Annotated in this window: 14 protein-coding genes; 8 read left to right on the top strand and 6 right to left on the bottom strand. The window is 65.7% G+C overall.

Annotated elements, in window-relative coordinates:
- Positions 1-56 precede the first annotated feature (56 nt).
- Entirely contained in the window at positions 57-1409 is a 1353-nt protein-coding gene (gene guaD, locus A9O65_RS12020) for a guanine deaminase (protein ID WP_064702222.1), read from the top strand.
- A gap of 202 nt (positions 1410-1611) precedes the next feature.
- Positions 1612-2454, top strand: coding sequence for an EamA family transporter (locus A9O65_RS12015; RefSeq protein ID WP_064698341.1), 843 nt, complete (start codon positions 1612-1614; stop codon positions 2452-2454).
- Positions 2455-2511: 57 nt separating this feature from the next.
- On the opposite strand, the gene A9O65_RS12010 is transcribed toward A9O65_RS12015, so the two are convergent.
- The 6 genes from A9O65_RS12010 to A9O65_RS11985 form a co-directional block, all read right to left on the bottom strand.
- Positions 2512-3507, bottom strand: coding sequence for an adenosine deaminase (locus A9O65_RS12010; RefSeq protein ID WP_064698340.1), 996 nt, complete (start codon positions 3505-3507; stop codon positions 2512-2514).
- Positions 3508-3532: 25 nt separating this feature from the next.
- A complete protein-coding gene (cydC, locus tag A9O65_RS12005) occupies positions 3533-5278 on the bottom strand; it encodes a thiol reductant ABC exporter subunit CydC (protein ID WP_064702221.1) in 1746 nt (581 codons plus the stop codon).
- Complete coding sequence (gene cydD, locus A9O65_RS12000) at positions 5271-6950, bottom strand: thiol reductant ABC exporter subunit CydD (protein ID WP_064702220.1); 1680 nt, start codon at positions 6948-6950, stop codon at positions 5271-5273. The genes cydC and cydD overlap by 8 nt, the downstream gene beginning before the upstream one ends.
- A 13-nt stretch (positions 6951-6963) precedes the next feature.
- Entirely contained in the window at positions 6964-7965 is a 1002-nt protein-coding gene (gene cydB, locus A9O65_RS11995) for a cytochrome d ubiquinol oxidase subunit II (RefSeq protein ID WP_064698337.1), read from the bottom strand.
- A gap of 3 nt (positions 7966-7968) precedes the next feature.
- Positions 7969-9378 (bottom strand): cytochrome ubiquinol oxidase subunit I, encoded by a 1410-nt coding sequence (locus A9O65_RS11990; RefSeq protein WP_064702219.1) that lies wholly within the window; start codon positions 9376-9378, stop codon positions 7969-7971.
- Between the two features lie 194 nt (positions 9379-9572).
- Complete coding sequence (locus A9O65_RS11985; RefSeq protein ID WP_064702218.1) at positions 9573-10556, bottom strand: calcium/sodium antiporter; 984 nt, start codon at positions 10554-10556, stop codon at positions 9573-9575.
- 134 nt (positions 10557-10690) lie between these two features.
- On the opposite strand from A9O65_RS11985, the gene A9O65_RS11980 reads away from it, so the two are divergent.
- From A9O65_RS11980 to A9O65_RS11955, 6 genes are all read left to right on the top strand, one after another.
- On the top strand, positions 10691-12004 hold the full coding sequence (locus A9O65_RS11980) for a paraquat-inducible protein A (RefSeq protein ID WP_064698334.1): 1314 nt from the start codon (positions 10691-10693) through the stop codon (positions 12002-12004).
- A gap of 16 nt (positions 12005-12020) precedes the next feature.
- A complete protein-coding gene (pqiB, locus tag A9O65_RS11975) occupies positions 12021-13703 on the top strand; it encodes an intermembrane transport protein PqiB (protein WP_064698333.1) in 1683 nt (560 codons plus the stop codon).
- Positions 13700-14299, top strand: coding sequence for a PqiC family protein (locus A9O65_RS11970; protein ID WP_254783088.1), 600 nt, complete (start codon positions 13700-13702; stop codon positions 14297-14299). Before pqiB ends, A9O65_RS11970 begins: the two co-directional genes overlap by 4 nt.
- A gap of 142 nt (positions 14300-14441) precedes the next feature.
- Entirely contained in the window at positions 14442-15728 is a 1287-nt protein-coding gene (locus A9O65_RS11965) for a DEAD/DEAH box helicase (RefSeq protein ID WP_064698332.1), read from the top strand.
- A gap of 84 nt (positions 15729-15812) precedes the next feature.
- Positions 15813-16313 carry a hypothetical protein gene (locus A9O65_RS11960; RefSeq protein ID WP_064698331.1) on the top strand — a complete coding sequence of 167 codons (501 nt, stop codon included), beginning with the start codon at positions 15813-15815 and terminating at the stop codon, positions 16311-16313.
- A gap of 70 nt (positions 16314-16383) precedes the next feature.
- A complete protein-coding gene (locus A9O65_RS11955; protein WP_064702355.1) occupies positions 16384-17553 on the top strand; it encodes an MFS transporter in 1170 nt (389 codons plus the stop codon).
- Positions 17554-17569: the final 16 nt, after the last annotated feature.

Below are 17569 nucleotides of genomic sequence, written 5' to 3'. Positions count from 1 at the left end.
CTCGTCGACGGCGGCCAGGCCCCGTTTGCCGGATGCCAAAATGACTGGAGAATGCTATGACTAACCCCCGACCCGCCATGCGCGTCCTGCGCGGCTCCCTGCTGAGCTTCGACGCCGATCCCGGCGACGGCGACAGCCCCGCCTCCGGCAGCGTGCGCTATCACGAGGACGGCGCCCTCTGGCTCGACGAGGGCCGCATTCGTGCCGTCGCCGACTACACCGAGCTGGCCTCTCGCCTGCCCGCCGGCATCGAAGTGGTCGACTACAGCGGCAAGCTGATGATGCCGGGCTTCATCGACACCCATGTGCATTACGTCCAGCTCGACATCATGGCCTCCTACGGCCGGCAACTGCTCGACTGGCTCAACGAATACACCTTCCCGGAGGAATGCCGCTTCGCCGAACGCGCCCACGCCGAGAGCGTCGCCGAGGCCTTTCTCGACGAATCCTTGCGGGTCGGCACCACCACCGCCCAGGTCTTCTGCACCTCACATCCCGGCTCCGTCGATGCCTTCTTCCATGCCGCCCGTCGACGCGGCCTGCGCATGCTGGCCGGCAAGGTGTTGATGGACCGCCACGCTCCGGATGGCCTGCTCGACGACACCCTCGGCGGCCTCGCCGACAGCGAGCGCCTGATCGCCGACTGGCACGGCCGAGACCGTCTGGGCTATACCCTGACGCCGCGCTTCGCCCCGACCTCCACCCGCGAACAGCTCGATGCCACCGGCGCGGTGCTGAGAAATGCGCCCGACCTGCACCTGCAGACCCATCTCTCGGAGAATCTCGGCGAGATCGACTGGGTCGCCGAGCTCTTCCCCGAGTGCGAGGATTACCTGGGCGTCTACGAACGCTTCGGCCTGGTCGGGCCACGCAGCACCTTCGCCCACGGCATCCACCTCACCCAGCCGATGCGACGCCGACTGGCCGATGCCGGGGCCAACATCGCCTTCTGCCCCACCTCCAACCTCTTTCTCGGCAGCGGCCTCTTCGATCGCCAGGCCTGCCAGGAGGCCGGCCTGGCCACCAGCCTGGCCAGCGACGTGGGCGGCGGCACCGACCTCTCGGGACTCGGCACCCTCAGGGCCGCCTATCAGGTCGGCCAGTTGCTCGATCAGCCGCTGACCGCCTGGCAGGGGTTCTATCGACTGACCCTCGGCAACGCCCGCGCCCTGCATCTGGATGAACACATCGGACGGCTGCGCGAAGGCGGCGAAGCCGATATCGTGGTGCTCGATCCCGAGGCCACCCCGCTGCTCGCCAGGCGCACCGCCCGCTGCCGGACGCTCGCCGAGCGACTCTTCGCCTTGATGATGCTGGGCGACGACCGTGCCGTGCACGCTACCTGGGCCAACGGCGAATGCATCCATCAACGTGATGCCGAACATCCGGCCGCCGCGATGGCCAGTTGACCCACTCGCCACCACCCCGACACATCGGTGGTCTTTACAGGGCACACCGACACCACCACACCCATGGGGTTTCGCCATGACGATGCTCCATGGCGTGGCATCGACCTCTGTGTCGACTCTGTGACATGGTAGGACAACGCCATGGAAGAAGGCCTCTTCCCGGTATCCGGGACGATCGCTTCATTGACGCAAGGGACATGCTGTGACGACGCCCGTCTTTCTCGCCGTGCTGGCCAGCGCCTTGATGCACGCCAGCTGGAATGCACTGGTCAAGGTCGGCCTTGACCGCCTGCTGAGCATCTCATTGATCCAGGTCGGCTGCGGCGTCATCGCGCTGTTCGGCATGGCCTTCGTGCCATTGCCCAACACCACCGCCTGGCCCTGGCTGATGGCCTCCGTGGTCCTGCATCTCGGCTACAACATCTTCCTCGCCCGTTCCTATCGGGGTGGCGATCTGGGCCAGGTATATCCCATCGCGCGAGGCTGTGCGCCCCTGCTGGTCACGCTGATCGGCATCGGCCTGCTCAGCGATCAGCCCTCATCACTGGGCTATGCCGGCATCGCCCTGCTGGTCCTCGGTATCCTGTGCATGGCATTCCCTGGAGGACGTCGCTACCGTCTCGAACGCACCTCGCTGGTCAATGCACTGATCACATCCGCCTTTATCGCCGGCTATACCCTCGCCGATGGCAGTGGCGCACGCGCCAACGGCGACGCCGTTGGCTATGTCATCTGGCTGTTTCTGCTCAACGGTTTCGCCATGCTCCTGGTCCTGGTCGTCCTGCACGGCCCCCGAACCTTGCCGCAACTGGGTCGCCACTGGCGGGTCGGGCTGATGGGAGGCGCCCTTTCCCTCGGTGCCTATGGCGTTACCATCTGGGCCATGACCCAGGCGCCAATCCCCCTTGTGGCGGCGCTGCGCGAGACCAGCGTTCTGTTTGCCATCGCCATCGGGGTGGTCTGGCTCGAGGAACCGCTGCGCCGGGAGCGCCTGCTGGCCGGCGGGCTGATCCTGGCCGGTGTGACGCTGAGCCACTGGGGATGATGGCATCCGCTCCGCCACCCGGCTGTATTGCATCGGCGGGCTTGGCAATCGGGGCGGCTAGTCGCAACTCGCCAGTCGTTCGAGCAGCTCGTCGCGACGTGCCTCGCTCATGAAGGCCGCATCGATGGCGTTGCGCGCCAGATCGACGAAGACATCGCGTGACCAGCCGAAGGCCCGATGACAGGCCTCGAAGTTATCCAGCATGCCGCCGCCGAAGTATGACGGGTCGTCAGAGTTCAGGGTCAGGGTCAGGCCGGCTTCCAGCAGCCGCGGCAAAGGATGGTCATCAAGCCGTTCGACGACCTTGAGGCGCAGGTTGGAGAGCGGGCAGACCGTCAGTACCGTACCCTGCTCGCGCAGGCGAGCGACCAGCGCCGGATCCTCCAGGCAGCGCACGCCATGATCCACCCGACAGACATCCAGCACGTCCAGCGCCTCATGGATGTACTCGGGCGGCCCCTCCTCGCCGGCATGGGCCACTCGGGGCAACCCGAGGGCTCGTGCACGCTGGAAGACCTCGGCGAACTTGGCCGGCGGATGGCCAAGCTCCGCACTGTCGAGGCCAACGGCATCCAGGATCTCCCAGTAGGGTTCGGCACGCTCCAGCAATTGCATCGCCTCCTCGGCGGGCCTGTCGCGCAGAAAGGCCATGATCATCGCCGAAGACATGTCGAGCTCGCGCTCGGCTCGCCGGCGGGCCTGGCCAAGCCCTTCCATCACCGTTTGCAGGGACACGCCCCTTGCCATGTGGGCCTGGGGGTCGACGTGCATCTCGACATGCACCACCCCTTCGTCATGGGCGCGCTGGAAGTAGTCCATGGCCAGGTCGTGGAAGTCGCGCTCGGTGCGCAGTACGCTCATGCCCTGATAGTACAGGTTCAGGAACGACTGCAGGTCCGCGAAGTCGTAGGCGGTACGCACCTCGTCCTCCGAGGCGTAGGGCAGGCTCACGCCGTTTCGTTCGGCGAGCGCCATCATCAGTTCGGGCTCCAGGGTGCCCTCGATATGCAGATGGAGTTCGGCCTTGGGCAGACGCTTGAGGAAGTCCCGCATGAGTCACCTCGTTCGATGCTTTGCCCTATCCTGAAAGATTCCGAGCCTTTGCGCAAAGCGGTCGCCCAGTCCGGGCCTGCAGCTCGAGCGTTTGCGTCACGCCAGGCAGGGGCATGGCCTCATCGTCACGACGATGCGAGAGATAGATCACGGTTCTATCCGCCAACCAGGCATCGAGCCGCTCGGCCAGTCGCCGTGCGGTGCCCGCATCGAGCCCGGTGAAGGGTTCGTCGAGGATCACCAGGCCCGGGTCGCGCAACATCAGGCGCGCCAGCGCCAGCCGCCTCGCCTGTCCGCCGGAGAGACGTCGTCCCCCTTCTCCCACCCGAGTTTCGAGGCCACGTGGCAACGTTCGTGCCCACTCTCCCAGTTCGACGTCGTCGAGAAGACGCCACAAATACTCGTCGGAAGCCGCGGGGTCGCCCAGCCGCAGATTCGCCGCCAGGCTGTCGTCAAACAGCTCGCTGCCCTGGGTCAGCATGGCCAGGCGGCGACGCAGGGCCTGACCCTCGGCGTGTTCGATGTCGACACCACCCAGGCGCACACAACCGCTGTCGGGAACGAGCTGACCGGCGATCAGGGCCGCCACGCTGGACTTGCCGACCCCGGAAGGGCCACACAGGGCAAGTCGTTCCCCGGGCGCAAGATGCAGCGAGAAATCGTCGAGAGTGGCAGTCAGGGCACCAGGATAGCGCAGGCCGATACGCTCCAGGTCCACGGAGAGCGGCCCTGCCGACGGCAAGTGGCCGTCCGGCAAGGTTTTCGTCGGTCGTCGCGAGGCTTCCAGAGCGTTGAGCCGCTCGGCAGCCGCCTGGGTGGCACCGAACTGGGTAAAGGCCATGGGCAGCGCCATCAGCGCTTCGCTCATTGCCAGCACGGCCAGTGGCATCATGACCATCAGCGGGCCGGACAGGGCCTCGCTCGCCCACAGCTGCGCGCCCAGCCACAAGGCGAGCACCCAGGTCAGGCCGACTGTCAGGCCCGCCAGCGCCGTGCCCAGGGCCGACAGTCTTCCCAGCCGACGCTGATCATCGCGCAACCTCGCCTCAATGGTATCCAGTCGCCGACGCTGCTCGGGCAGCGCCCCGTGACTTTCCAGCTCCGCCATTCCCGACAGATGCTCGATCACCCGTCCGCGCAGGCGTTCAAGCTCCGTCACGCGTCGCCGGCTGGCCGCCAGTCCAAGACGCGCCTGGCCAAGCGTCAACCAGCACCAAATCAGCCCTAGCATGACTCCCGTCGCCAGTCCCACCGACGGCGCCCAGAGGGCCAGAAAGGCGCTCAGGCCAAGAATTGCCAGCAAGGCCACCAGGGCCGGTGCCAGCAAGCGCAGGAAGAGGCTGTCCAGGGTGTCGATGTCAGCAGTCAGCCGATTCAGCCAATCGCTGGCACGGCGCCGGCTCAGCCGGGCGGCATCGAGATCGGCCAGGACCGCGAACATATGGCCGCGCAGATCGGCCAATAGCCGCAGCACCGTGTCATGGTTGTACAGTCGCTCCAGGTAGCGTGCCACGGTGCGCGTGAGCGCGAAGGCACGAATGCCGCCACCGGGCACGTAAACGTCCAGCATCGCCGCGCCACCCGACGCCAGCACCAGCCCCGTCAGGGCGGTGGCGGTGATGAACCAGCCCGAGAGCGCCAGCAGCCCCAGCGCCGCCACCAGGGCCAGCAGCATCAGAGCCGCCCCCGTCAACAGGCGACCGCGACGCCGGCCGAGATGGACGAACCAGGGGCTCAGCGTGGCCACAAGGCCCGGTGCCCGATCAGCCATGTACCACCTCCTCGCTTTCGCGCCTCTCGCCGGCGCCCTCCCGGGACAGGGACAACCGGCGTGTCGCCAGGGCCAGGGGCGCCGGCCGGTGACTGGCGATCACCAGAGTTCGGCCCTGCTCGACCAGCACCGAGAGTGCCTCGAGCACTCGGACCTCACTGTCGTCGTCCAGACTCGCCGTGGGTTCGTCCAGCAACACCAGAGGTGCCGGAGAAAGGAAGATGCGCGCCAGAGCCAGGCGATGGGCCTGGCCGCCGGAAAGCCCGACCCCACGCTCGCCGAGCGGCGTGCCCAACCCCTCGGGCAAGGCTTCGAGCAACTCGCCCAGACCGACGCACCGCAAGGCATCACGCAAGGCGGCCTCGTCCGCCTCGGGAGCCGCCAGGCGAAGATTGTCGGCCAGGGTGCCATGGATCAGCAGAGGACGCTGATCCATCCAGGCCACCCGCAGGTCGGGGGCAGCGCGGTGCCGTCCCGAGGCCGGCGCGATGAAACCGGCCATCAGTTGCAACAGGCTCGACTTGCCAACGCCGGAAGGACCGCTCACGCCCAGTATCTCACCGGCACGCACCGTCAGATCCAGGGGACCAAGCACCCGACCCCGTTCCGGATACGACACCGTCACGGCTTCCAGTTCCACCAGGGCATCGCTCCGGCATGGCAGTGGCGCTTCGTCGCTGCGCGGCGGAACTTCATCGAGCAGCGCCACCATCCCCTCGGCCGCTCCCAGGGCAGCGGCACGGTCATGATAATGCTGGGACAAGGTGCGCAGCGGCTGGAAGAACTCCGGCGCCAGCAGCAACACCAGTAGGCCGCTGAACAGAGTCAGCTCATCAGCCGGTCCGAAGCGGATATAGCCGAGCAACCCAAAGCCAACATAGATGGCCACCACGGCAATGGCCACGGCGGCGAAGAACTCCAGCACCGCCGAGGAAAGAAACGCCAGGCGCAGGGTGCGCATGCTGCGTATTCGGTAGTCCTCGGCGGCGGCATGCACGTCTCGAGTCGCCTGGGCACTGGCACCGAAGAGCTGCAAGGTGGTGATGCCCCGCACCCGATCGATGAAATGGCGAGAAAGTCGCGACACCGTCTCGAACTGTTCCCGGTTGAGCCGCTCGGCCCCCATGCCCACCAATGCCATGAACAGGGGAATCAAGGGGGCAGCCAGCAACAGGAACAGGGCTGCCAGCCAATCCAGCCAGACCACGACGCCCAGGATAACCAGAGGGATCGCCACCGCCAGGCGCATTTGCGGGAGAAACCGCGCGATGTAGCCGTCCAGCGCTTCGACCTGGTCGACCACACGATTGGCCAGGCTGGCGCTATGATGGTCGGCCAGTCCGACCGGGCCGAGACGCTCGAGGTGATCGAGCAATTCACGGCGTGCCCTGGCTCGCACGCCCAGGCTGGCGGTCAGGCCCGCACTTTCCTGTCCCCACTGGGCCAAGGCGCGCAGCATGACCATGACCACCAGAGCCACGAACCCTGTCATCAGCGATGCAGGTGCGGCACCTTCGATCAGCATCGAGCTCACCAACCAGGCCAGCGTCGCCATCTGAGCGATGGTCAGCAGTCCCGCCGCGATGCCTGCGAGCACCGCCAGTGCCAAATGGCGACGCTCGCTCCTGGCCAGCCTGGCCAGCCAGGCGCGAGGTGTCAGTTGTCCTTGCATGTCGCGCCCAGGCTCAGTGATAGCCTTCGCCCTCCCGGACCTTGCCGCGGAACACCCAGTAGGTCCAGGCGGTGTAGGTCAGCACGAGCGGAATCACGAACAGCACGCCAAGCAACAGGAAGAGCTGCGACTCGGGCGCCGAGGAGGCGTCCCAGATGGTGTAGTCCGGGGGTACGATCACCGGCCACTTGCTGACCACCAGGCCCAGATAGGTGAAGACGAACAGGCCGAGTGTGGCGATGAAGGGCTGGCCTTCGCGACGCTGGCGCACGGCGCGCCAGACCAGTGCCGCGCAGGCCAGCGCCAGCAAGGGGAAGATCCAGATCCAGTGCAGATGCCCGAACCAGCGCTCGCGCACCGCCTCGTCGACGAAGGGCGTCCAGAAACTGATGATCGCGAAGACGGCCAGGACCGCCACCAGCAGCTTCGGTGCCAGGCCATAGGCCCACTCCTGGAGGCGCCCTTCGGTCTTCATGATCAACCAGGCAGCCCCGAGCAGCGCATAGCCCGCCATCAGGCCCAGGCCGGTCAGCACCGTGAAAGGTGTCAGCCAGTCCAGTGGACCACCCACATAGACGAAATCCTCGACGGCGAAACCCTGGATATAAGCGCCGACCACTACCCCCTGGGCGAAGGAGGCTACCGCCGACCCCCAGCAGAAGGCACGATTCCACCAGTGGCGATTGCGATGCGACTTGAAGCGGAACTCGAAGGCAATGCCCCGGAAGATCAACCCGGCCAGCAGCAGGAATACCCCGAGGTACAGCGCTGGCAGGAACACCGAGTAGACCAGCGGAAAGGCCGCCAGCAAACCGGCGCCGCCCAGAACCAGCCAGGTTTCGTTACCGTCCCAGATCGGCGCCACCGAGTTCATCATCACATCACGCCCGGCTTCGTCCGGCGCGAAGGGAAAGAGAATCCCCACGCCCAGGTCGAAACCATCCATGAGCACGTACATGATGACCCCGAAACCAATGATCAGGGCCCAGATCAATGACAGATCGAACATTTCCATGGCTCAGCTCCTGCCCGGTTGATTGGCGGCGTCCTCGAAGGACGCATGAGCGGCAGACAACGGACGTGCGGGACGCTCCACCTCGTCGTGTGGCTCGAGATCAGGCAGCATCCCCTGGCGCACCACGCGGGTGAGGTAGTAGAAACCGGCCCAGAACACGATAGCGTAAACGGCGATGTATCCCACCAGGGTCGTCAACGCCATCCAGCCACTCAGCGAAGGCGTGAGGGCCTCGGTCTGATCCATCACTCCATAGACCAACCAGGGCGCGCGACCGACTTCCGTCACGAACCAGCCGGCCAGCACCGCCAGGAAGGGCGACACGCTCATCAGCCGCATCAATTGCAGGAAGCCACGCTGGTCGTACAGGCGACCCTTGACGCGCAACCAGAGCCCGGCCAGGGCCACGGCGATCATCGCCACCCCCAGGGCCACCATCAGACGGAACGACCAGAAGACCAGCCATACGGGCGGCTGCTCCGACGGCGGCACCTCGCTGAGCCCGGGCACCTCGCCGGCGATGTCGTGCGTCAGGATCAGGCTCGCCAGTCCCGGAATGCCGAACTCGACGAGATTTTCCTGGGCCTCCTTGTCCGGCCAGGCGAACAGCAGAAGCGGCGTGTGCGTCTGTGTCTCCCAGTTGCCTTCCATCGCCGCTACCTTGGTTGGCTGGTGTTCCAGGGTGTTGAGACCATGGAAGTCCCCCACTACGGCCTGGGTGGGCGCCAGAACCAGCAGCAGCCACAGGCACATCGAAAAGGCCTTCCGGTTGGCCTCGACGTCGCGCCCGATCAACAGGTACCAGGCACTGACCCCGGCCACCACGAAGCCTCCGGTGAGGAAGGACGCCAGCACCATATGCGCGAAGCGATACGGGAAGGAGGGATTGAAGATCGCCTCCGACCAGGAGGTCACATGGAAACGTCCGTCGATGAGTTCCGTTCCCACCGGCGTCTGCATCCAGCTATTGGCCGCCAGGATCCAGAATGCCGAGATGAAAGTTCCCAGCGCCACCATGATGGAAGCGAACAGGTGAACCCCCTGAGGCACTCTCTTGCGCCCGAACAGCAGTACACCGAGGAAGGTCGCCTCGAGGAAGAAGGCCGTGACCACCTCGTAGCTGAGCAAGGGCCCAAGGAAGTTCGAGGCAGCAAAGGAGAAGTTGCTCCAGTTGGTGCCGAACTGGAAGGACATGACGATGCCCGATACCACCCCCATCGCGAACACCACCGCGAAGACCTTGGCCCAGAACACGGCCAGGCGTTCCCAGGCCGGGTTGCCGGTGCGGTAGAACAGCCCATTGAGCACCGCGAGGTAGGACGCAAGCCCAATGGAGAAGACGGGAAAGATGGCGTGGAAAGACACCACGAAAGCGAACTGCAACCGCGACAGCAACAGTGGATCTAGTTCCATGGCAGACTCCAGGTTCCTTCACTCGGAATGAAACGGAGACAGTTGAGCCTCCGCTCATGCAACAGCCTAGACGATAGACACGACCCTTGTATTGCGTCATGTCTCGAGCCCCGCCATCACGCGGCGGAAGTCGTCATGCCACCATGCTACTCCGGTGACGGATCAGACCTAGAGTGTCGTGTTGTCGCAGGTGACTAAACCGTACCTCCCTGCATGACCAGGCTGATCATGAAACCGGTATAGGCCAGATACATGGCCAGCAGCGCTCCGCCTTCGAGTCGATTGATCCGTCCAGCACGGTTCCGCCAGCCCAGGGCAAAGACCGTCGTCAGGACGGTCATGGCCATCATCAGCGTCCAGTCACGCAGCAGCACCTCGCGTGCCACCTCGATCGGTGTGATCAGCGCAGCCAGCCCCACCACGCCCAGCGTATTGAACAGGTTGGAACCGACCACGTTGCCCAGTACCAGATCGTGTTCGCCACGCCGCAGGGCGCTGATCGAAGAGGCAAGCTCGGGCAAGGAAGTTCCCACGGCCACCACCGTCAACCCGATGATCAGATCGCTGACCCCAAAGCTCTGGGCAATGGACACCGCCCCCCACACCAGCAGGCGCGAGCTGACCACCAGCAGCAACAGGCCGAAGGCCGTCCAGAGCAGTCCGGCACGCAGCGACATCGGATGGGAGGCGATATCCTGTTCGGTATCCGCAGTCATCGCATCCTCGGGTGCTTTCAAGGCCTGCCATATGCTGAACCCGATGAAGGCCACGAGGACCAGCAGCAGCAGTCCTCCTTCGAACCTGCCCAGCACGCCGCCCAGCAGCAGCAAGGCCGACAGCAGGGTCACGCCCCCCAGGACCGGCAATTCGCGGCGAATCATGCTCGAGTGCACGGCAAGCGGCGAGATCAACGCCACCAGCCCGAGGATCAGCCCGATGTTGACGATGTTCGAGCCATAGGCATTGCCCAGCGCCAGCCCGGGATTGCCCTGCGCCGCCGCGATGACCGAGACCACAAGCTCGGGCGCCGAGGTGCCAAAACCGATCACCAGCATCCCGATCAGCAGGGGCGACAGCCCGAGGTGGGATGAGGTCGACGCCGCCCCATCGACGAAGCGCTCGGCGCTCCACATGAGCAGGATCAGGCCTGCCACCACCGCCAGAACGGGAAGCATCATGGTATCTCCATCGGAACATTCGGGTTCGTATGTTTGACTATGGCCCCCTCGGCGTCAACGTGACACACTTGAGTTTGTCTTCACCCTGGTGCCAGGAGGATGAGCGCCCAGTGCCAAGGCTGGCCTCTAGACCCATGACCATGCCCGGAAGGGCACCACTCGTCGACCAGGCTCCGCCCGAGACTCGAATCTCGCGGCGACGCCTGCGTGCCTGTCACGAGTGCGACTGGATGATGGCCCTTCCCCCGTTGCGCTCCGGCGAGCAGGCGAGCTGTCCTCGCTGCGGCCATGCCGAGGTACGTCGACACCGCTATCCCGCCCAGCGCAGCATGGCGCTGGCACTGGCTTCGCTGGTGACGCTCGCCCTGGCAGTGAGCTATCCCTTCCTCGGCTTCAGTGTCCGAGGGGTGGGAAACCGAATCGAGCTGCCCCAGTCGGCAACCGAGCTGATCGGTTACCACGAACCGATCGTGGCCATTGCCGTGCTACTGACCATCCTGGTGCTGCCCGCGCTCTATCTCATCGGCGTGATCTGGCTGCAGACGGGGCTGCTGCGCGGCACGCCGTTGCCGGCCAGCCGTAGCGTTGCCCGCTCCCTGGCGCACCTGCACCCCTGGATGATGGCCGATGTCTTTCTCATCGGCACCCTGGTCAGCCTGATCAAGATCGCCGGGCTCGCCGACGTGGAACTCGGTGCCGGCTTCTGGGCGTTCGGGACCTTCGTGGTCCTGCTGCTCGCCACCACCCAGTCCATCGACCGAGACTGGCTGTGGTTCGCCCTGGCCGGCGAGCCCAGTGCACCGGAAGGCAGCCGCACCGGCGAAACCGCAGCCGGCCAGGGGCTCACCGGCTGCGCCACCTGCGGGCTCGTCAATCGACTGGACACAAGCGGCAAGGGCCGATGCCAGCGTTGCGGAGAACGCCTGCACGTACGTCATCCCTACAGCCTGCAACGCACCTGGGCGCTCATCGCCACCAGCGCCGTGCTCTACATCCCGGCCAATGTCTACCCGATCATGACTACCACCAGCCTCGGCCGCCCTAACCCCTCCACCATCATCGGCGGGGTCGTCCAACTGATCGAAATGGGCTCCTGGCCGGTGGCCATGGTCATCCTAGTCGCCAGCGTGCTCGTGCCTCTGGGCAAGCTGATCGCCCTCTCCTGGCTTTGCCTGGTCGCGCCACGCGCCCATCGCATGAAAGCCCTGACCCGTACTCGGCTGTATCGCCTCACCGAATTCATCGGTCGCTGGTCGATGGTCGATATCTTCGTGGTGGCGATCCTGGTAGCCCTGATTCGCGCCGGCAACCTGATGTCGGTCACTCCCGGCCCCGCCGCCCTGGCCTTCGGCGGCGTAGTGGTGATCACCATGCTGGCCGCCATGAGCTTCGACCCCAGGCTAATCTGGGACGATCCGGACGAGCCTACCGGGAAACGCCTCACATGAAACAAGGAAGCGCTTCATGAACGATACTTCCCGCGACACTGAACGGGACGACGAACACCGTGCCCGCGCCACACGGCAGGCCAGGCTGTCGCCGATATGGATCGTCCCCATCGTGGCGCTGCTGATCGGCGCCTGGCTGGTATACGACAACTATGCCAGCCGCGGCCCCGTGATCACCCTCACCATGGACAGTGCCGATGGCATCGAGGCCGGCAAGACCCTCATCAAGACGCGCAATGTCGAAGTCGGCCAGGTCGAATCCGTCTCTCTCTCGGAGGATCAGTCGAACGTCGTCATCAAGGCCCGCATGAAGACCCAGGCCACCTCCATGCTGGTCGAGGACAGCAATTTCTGGGTGGTCAAGCCCCGAATCGGTCGCGAAGGCATCAGCGGTCTCAACACCGTGTTGTCCGGCGCTTACCTGCAGCTCGAACCCGGACAGAGCCACGAGGAAGCACGTACCTTCGAGGTCAGGGATCAACCGCCGGTGGCCCCGCCCGGCGCCGAGGGATTGCGCATCAACCTGGTCAGTCAAGTCGGCAACGCCCTCAGTGTCGGCGACCCCATCACCTTCCAGGGCTTCACCGTGGGCCGCGTCGAACAGGCCGACTTCGACGTCGAGACGCGACAGATGCACCACCGCATCTTCATCGAGAGCCCCTATCACCGCCTGATCACGTCCAACACCCGCTTCTGGAGCAGCAGCGGCATCGACCTTCGGCTCGACTCCCAGGGCGTCCGCGTCCAGGTCGAATCCATCGAAGCGCTGCTGGGTGGCGGCGTCACTTTCGGGGTGCCCGAGGATCTCCCGCGGGGCGAGACCGTGGAACCCGACACTACCTTCAAGCTTTTCGCCGACGAGGAAAGCGCTCGCCAGGGCACCTTCGACCGCTACCTCGAGTACGTGCTGCTGATCGAGGACACCATCCGCGGCCTCTCGAAGGGCGCGCCGGTGGAATTCCGCGGCGTGCGTATCGGTACGGTCACCAGCGTCCCCTGGAACTTCACCGCACCGCAGCCGGACAATCGTGACCGCCTGGCCATTCCGGTGCTGATCCGTATCGAGCCGCAACGCCTGGGCATCGACGATCAGGACCTGGACCTCGACGAATGGCGCGAGCGCTTCGATCGTCTGTTTGACCTCGGCCTGCGCGCTTCCCTCAAGAACGGCAGCCTGCTGACGGGCGCCTTGTTCGTTGACCTGACCTTCGATGATCAACGTGCCGGCGAGTATGAACCGGAAACCTTCGTCGAACGCACCGTCTTCCCCACCACGTCCTCGGGACTGGCGCAGATCCAATCCCAGGTCACGGCCCTGCTCGACAAGCTCAATGCACTCGAGGTCGCGCCGGTTTTGACCGGCCTGGAAAACAACCTGACGACATCGCAAGCCATGCTCGAGGAAGTTCGCGACCTGACCACCAGCATGCAGTCCCTGCTCGACGACCCCGGCACCCGAGAACTGCCGGGCAACCTCAACGCGACACTGCAAGAACTGCAGACGACGCTGGAAGGGCTCTCCGCCGACTCGCCGGCCTATCGCGAGCTGACCGACACCCTGGACCAGGTCGAGCGCCTGATGCGCGACCTGCAACCCGCGGCCCGCAAGATCAGCGAAGACCCCAGGGCCCTGCTGTTCGACAGCATCGACACCGAGGACCCGATGCCCCGCGCCCCCGACACAAGGAGTCAGCCATGATGCCTTCGAGAGGACTCACCGCCTTGCTCGCCGCCTCCCTGGCGGCCCTCTGGCTGAGCGGCTGTGCCACCGGCGGCACACCGCCGACCCACTACACCCTGCCCGACGCGCCGATAGCGGACGCCACTCCCGATGTCTCGGCCGACCGGCTGCTGGTGATACGCCCCATTCGGCTGGCCCGCTACCTCGATGTGGAGGGCATCGTCTTCCAACTCGACGACATCACCATCCAGCAGGCCCAGGGGCATCAGTGGGCCGAGCCACTGGGTCGCCAGCTCGAGCGTGGCCTGCGCGATCGCCTGGCCGCTCGCCTGCCCGGCACACGGGTCATGCTCGACGGCGACACCACCCGGAGCGATACCCCCTTGGCCCTGCGGCTCGAGGTGGACCGCTTCCAGGGCCGGCATGACGGCATGGCCGTGGCCGAAGGGCGCTGGCAACTGCGCAATGCCGACGGCGAACTGCTGTCCCTGACGCCCTTCAGCCTGACCACACCGCTCGAGACCGATGGTTATCCGGCGCTGGTCCAGGCGCTGGGGCAGGATCTGGACCGCCTCGCCGACCGGCTGGCCTCGGCGATCAAACGGCTGCGCTGACCGTACGACTATGGCATAATGGCGCCACTCGCGGCATCGCTGGTCCCTCCTGCCGCGTCTGACCTATTCCCACGTCCCGATCCGGGACTGGCTGGCCGCCAGCGGCGGCCGGCACGGATCGAGACGTTGCTGCGGAGACTGCATGAGTTTTTCCGACCTAGGCCTGCGGGCCGAACTCCTGAGCGCCATCGAAGCTCAGGGTTATACCGAGCCGACCCCGATCCAGCGCAAGGCCATTCCTGCCGTGCTCGAAGGCGGTGATCTGCTGGCCAGCGCCCAGACCGGCACCGGCAAGACCGCCGGTTTCACCCTGCCGATGCTACAGCGGCTGGCGGATGGCAAGCGCCCCGCCAAGCGTGGTGTGCGCGCCCTCGTGCTGACCCCCACGCGCGAACTCGCCGCCCAGGTCGGTGAAAGCGTACGGGACTATGGCCAGCATCTGTCCCTGACCTCTCATGTGATCTTCGGTGGCGTCGGCCAACAGCCCCAGGTGGATGCCATCCGCCCGGGACTGGATATCCTGGTGGCCACGCCCGGCCGCCTGCTCGACCTTCATCAGCAGGGCCACGTCGACCTTTCCGGCGTCGAGACCCTGGTACTGGACGAAGCCGATCGCATGCTCGACATGGGCTTCATCCACGATATCCGCAAGGTGCTGAAGCTACTGCCGGCCAAGCGCCAGAACCTGCTGTTCTCGGCGACCTTCTCCAACGAGATCCAGACGCTGGCCAACCAGTTGCTCGACCGGCCGACCCTGATCGAGGTGGCACGTCGCAACACGACCGCCGAAACTGTCGAGCAGGCCGTCTACCGGGTCGATCGCGAGAAGAAACGCGACCTGCTGGCGCATTTGATCCAGTCCCAGCGCTGGTTCCAGGTGCTGGTCTTCACCCGTACCAAGCATGGCGCCAACCGGCTGGCCGAGCATCTCGGCAAGCGCGACATTCCGGCCATGGCCATCCACGGCAACAAGAGCCAGTCGGCGCGCACCAAGGCATTGTCGGCCTTCAAGTCCGGCGACCTGCAGGTTCTGGTGGCCACCGACATCGCCGCCCGCGGCCTCGATATCGACGAGCTGCCCCATGTGGTCAACTTCGAGCTGCCCAACGTCGCCGAGGACTATGTCCACCGCATCGGCCGCACCGGTCGCGCCGGCAACGAAGGCCAGGCCGTATCGCTGGTCTGCGTCGACGAACACGGCCTGCTGAAGAACATCGAGCGGCTGATCAAGCGCGACCTGGTCAAGCACATCGAGCCGGGCTTCGAGCCGGACCCCAATGCCAAGCCGGAGCCGATCGAGAATGGCCGTGGCGGGCGTGGTCGCGGCGCGCGCGGCGGCAACGCCGGTGCCAACGACTCCGCCAAGCGTGATGCCCCCGCCGGGAGGAAGCGTCGGCGCCGCGGCGGACAGAAGCGCCAGCAGGCATAGCCATCCAGTGTGGCGGAGCGCCGCGACTTGTGCGACGGTGATCCGCCATAGCCCTCATCCCATTCTGGATTTGCAAGGAACGCCATGGACACTCAAGAGCTGATCCGCGATTACCACCGCTGGCTCACCTTCCAGCGCCAGGCCAAGCTGGAGCGCGAGCACAATGCCGCCCTGCGGGAGCTGGAAAAGGCACGGGTCTCAGCAACGCGCATGACCGAAGCCTACCGCAGCATGGCCGAAAAGGCGGCCAGCGAAGGAGCCTGCTACCGGACCCTTTTCCTGCGCGAGCGCGAGGGCCAGGCCCTGACCTGCGAAGGCTGGCTGTTCGTCCGCCGAGTGTTGGCCGAAGGTGGCATGACTCGGGTACGCGCCACCCTGTTGCCCACCTTCACCCTGGAAGATGGCCTGCTGAACCCCGGCGATCTCCCCGCCGAGAAGCTGACCCTGGAAATCTTCGAGCAATTGAAGGTCGACAAGGGAATGGCCAGCATGGCCAGGGTCGACCGTGTCGACAGTAGCGGCGACACCCAGTTCATCACGCTGCTCGACAGCGCCCGGGGTGACCTGCGTCCACACCTCAAGTAAGCCTATGTCGAGCCTCCACGCCAGCACCGCATCCGAGAGACGGCTGCATCCCGCAGCCTTCTTCTTTCTGATGATTCTGGTCGGCCTCAATTTGAGACCGGCCCTCTCGTCCCTGGCTCCCCTGCTGCCACGCGTCGAAGCCCAGACCGACCTGACCGTGGCCGGCATCGGCGCCTTGACCACCCTCCCCGTGCTCTGCCTTGGCCTGTTCGCCCCTCTCGCGCCCTGGCTATCGCGTCGTCTCGGCCCGGAACGCACCCTGTCACTTGCCCTGCTGGTCCTGGCCCTGGGGCTGGGACTGCGTGGCCTGGCCACGCCGGCCTGGCTGTTCGCCGGAACCCTGCTGGTCGGCGCAGGCATCGGCGTGGCCGGTAGCCTGCTGCCGGCCCTGGTCAAGCGTGAACTACCCCGGGGCGCCGACCTGATGACCGGCGTCTACACCATGGCCCTGTGTCTCGGCGGCGCCCTGGGCGCTGGCCTGAGCATTCCGATGGCCGATGCCTTCGGAGGCTGGCCATTTGCCCTGGTGGCCTGGGCCGGGCTCGCCCTGGCCGCGCTGATCGCCTGGCTGGTACTGATGCCGCAGCCGGGAAGTCCCGCGGTCCGCCCAGCGCCCACCGGCAATACCCGAGCCCTGCTGTGTCAACCCTTGGCCTGGCAGGTCATGATACTGATGGGTTCGCAGTCCTCGCTGGCCTATATCGTCTTCGGCTGGTTGCCCACTCTGCTGATCGAGCGGGGCTATGATGACGCCGAAGCCGGCTGGATGATGGCGGCCTCGGTGATGGTGCAGCTGATCTCGGCGCTAGTCGCCCCCTGGCTGGCTCGCCTGGGTCGCGACCAGCGACCGGCCCTGCTGCTGCTGTTGCTGATGGTGGCTTCCGGCCTCACCCTGCTGCTGATCGGCCCCGAGCCATGGCGTTGGGTTGGCATCGCCCTGCTGGGCCTCGGTCAGGGCGGCAGCTTCAGCCTGGCGCTGACGCTGATCGTACTGCGTACTGCCGACTCGCGCCTGGCCGGCAAGCTTTCCGGTCTTGCCCAGGGCGGCGGCTACACCCTGGCGGCCCTGGGGCCGCTGGCCGTGGGCATGATGCTGGAATTCGATCTTGGTCTGCTTGCCATCAACCTGGTGCTTCTGAGCATCGTCATGGTGGCCGTCGTCTTCGCCTTGCTCGCCGGGCGCAATCGCCGCCTGGAGACCGATGACGAAGGCCGACTGCTCATTCGCGACTACCGCTGATCGCACACCGAGCCGC

Source organism: Halomonas caseinilytica, from assembly GCF_001662305.1.
Classification (GTDB): Bacteria; Pseudomonadota; Gammaproteobacteria; order Pseudomonadales; family Halomonadaceae; genus Halomonas; species Halomonas caseinilytica.
The sequence above is the reverse complement of the archived record's forward strand: the minus strand, read 5'-3'. Positions and strand labels throughout refer to the sequence as shown.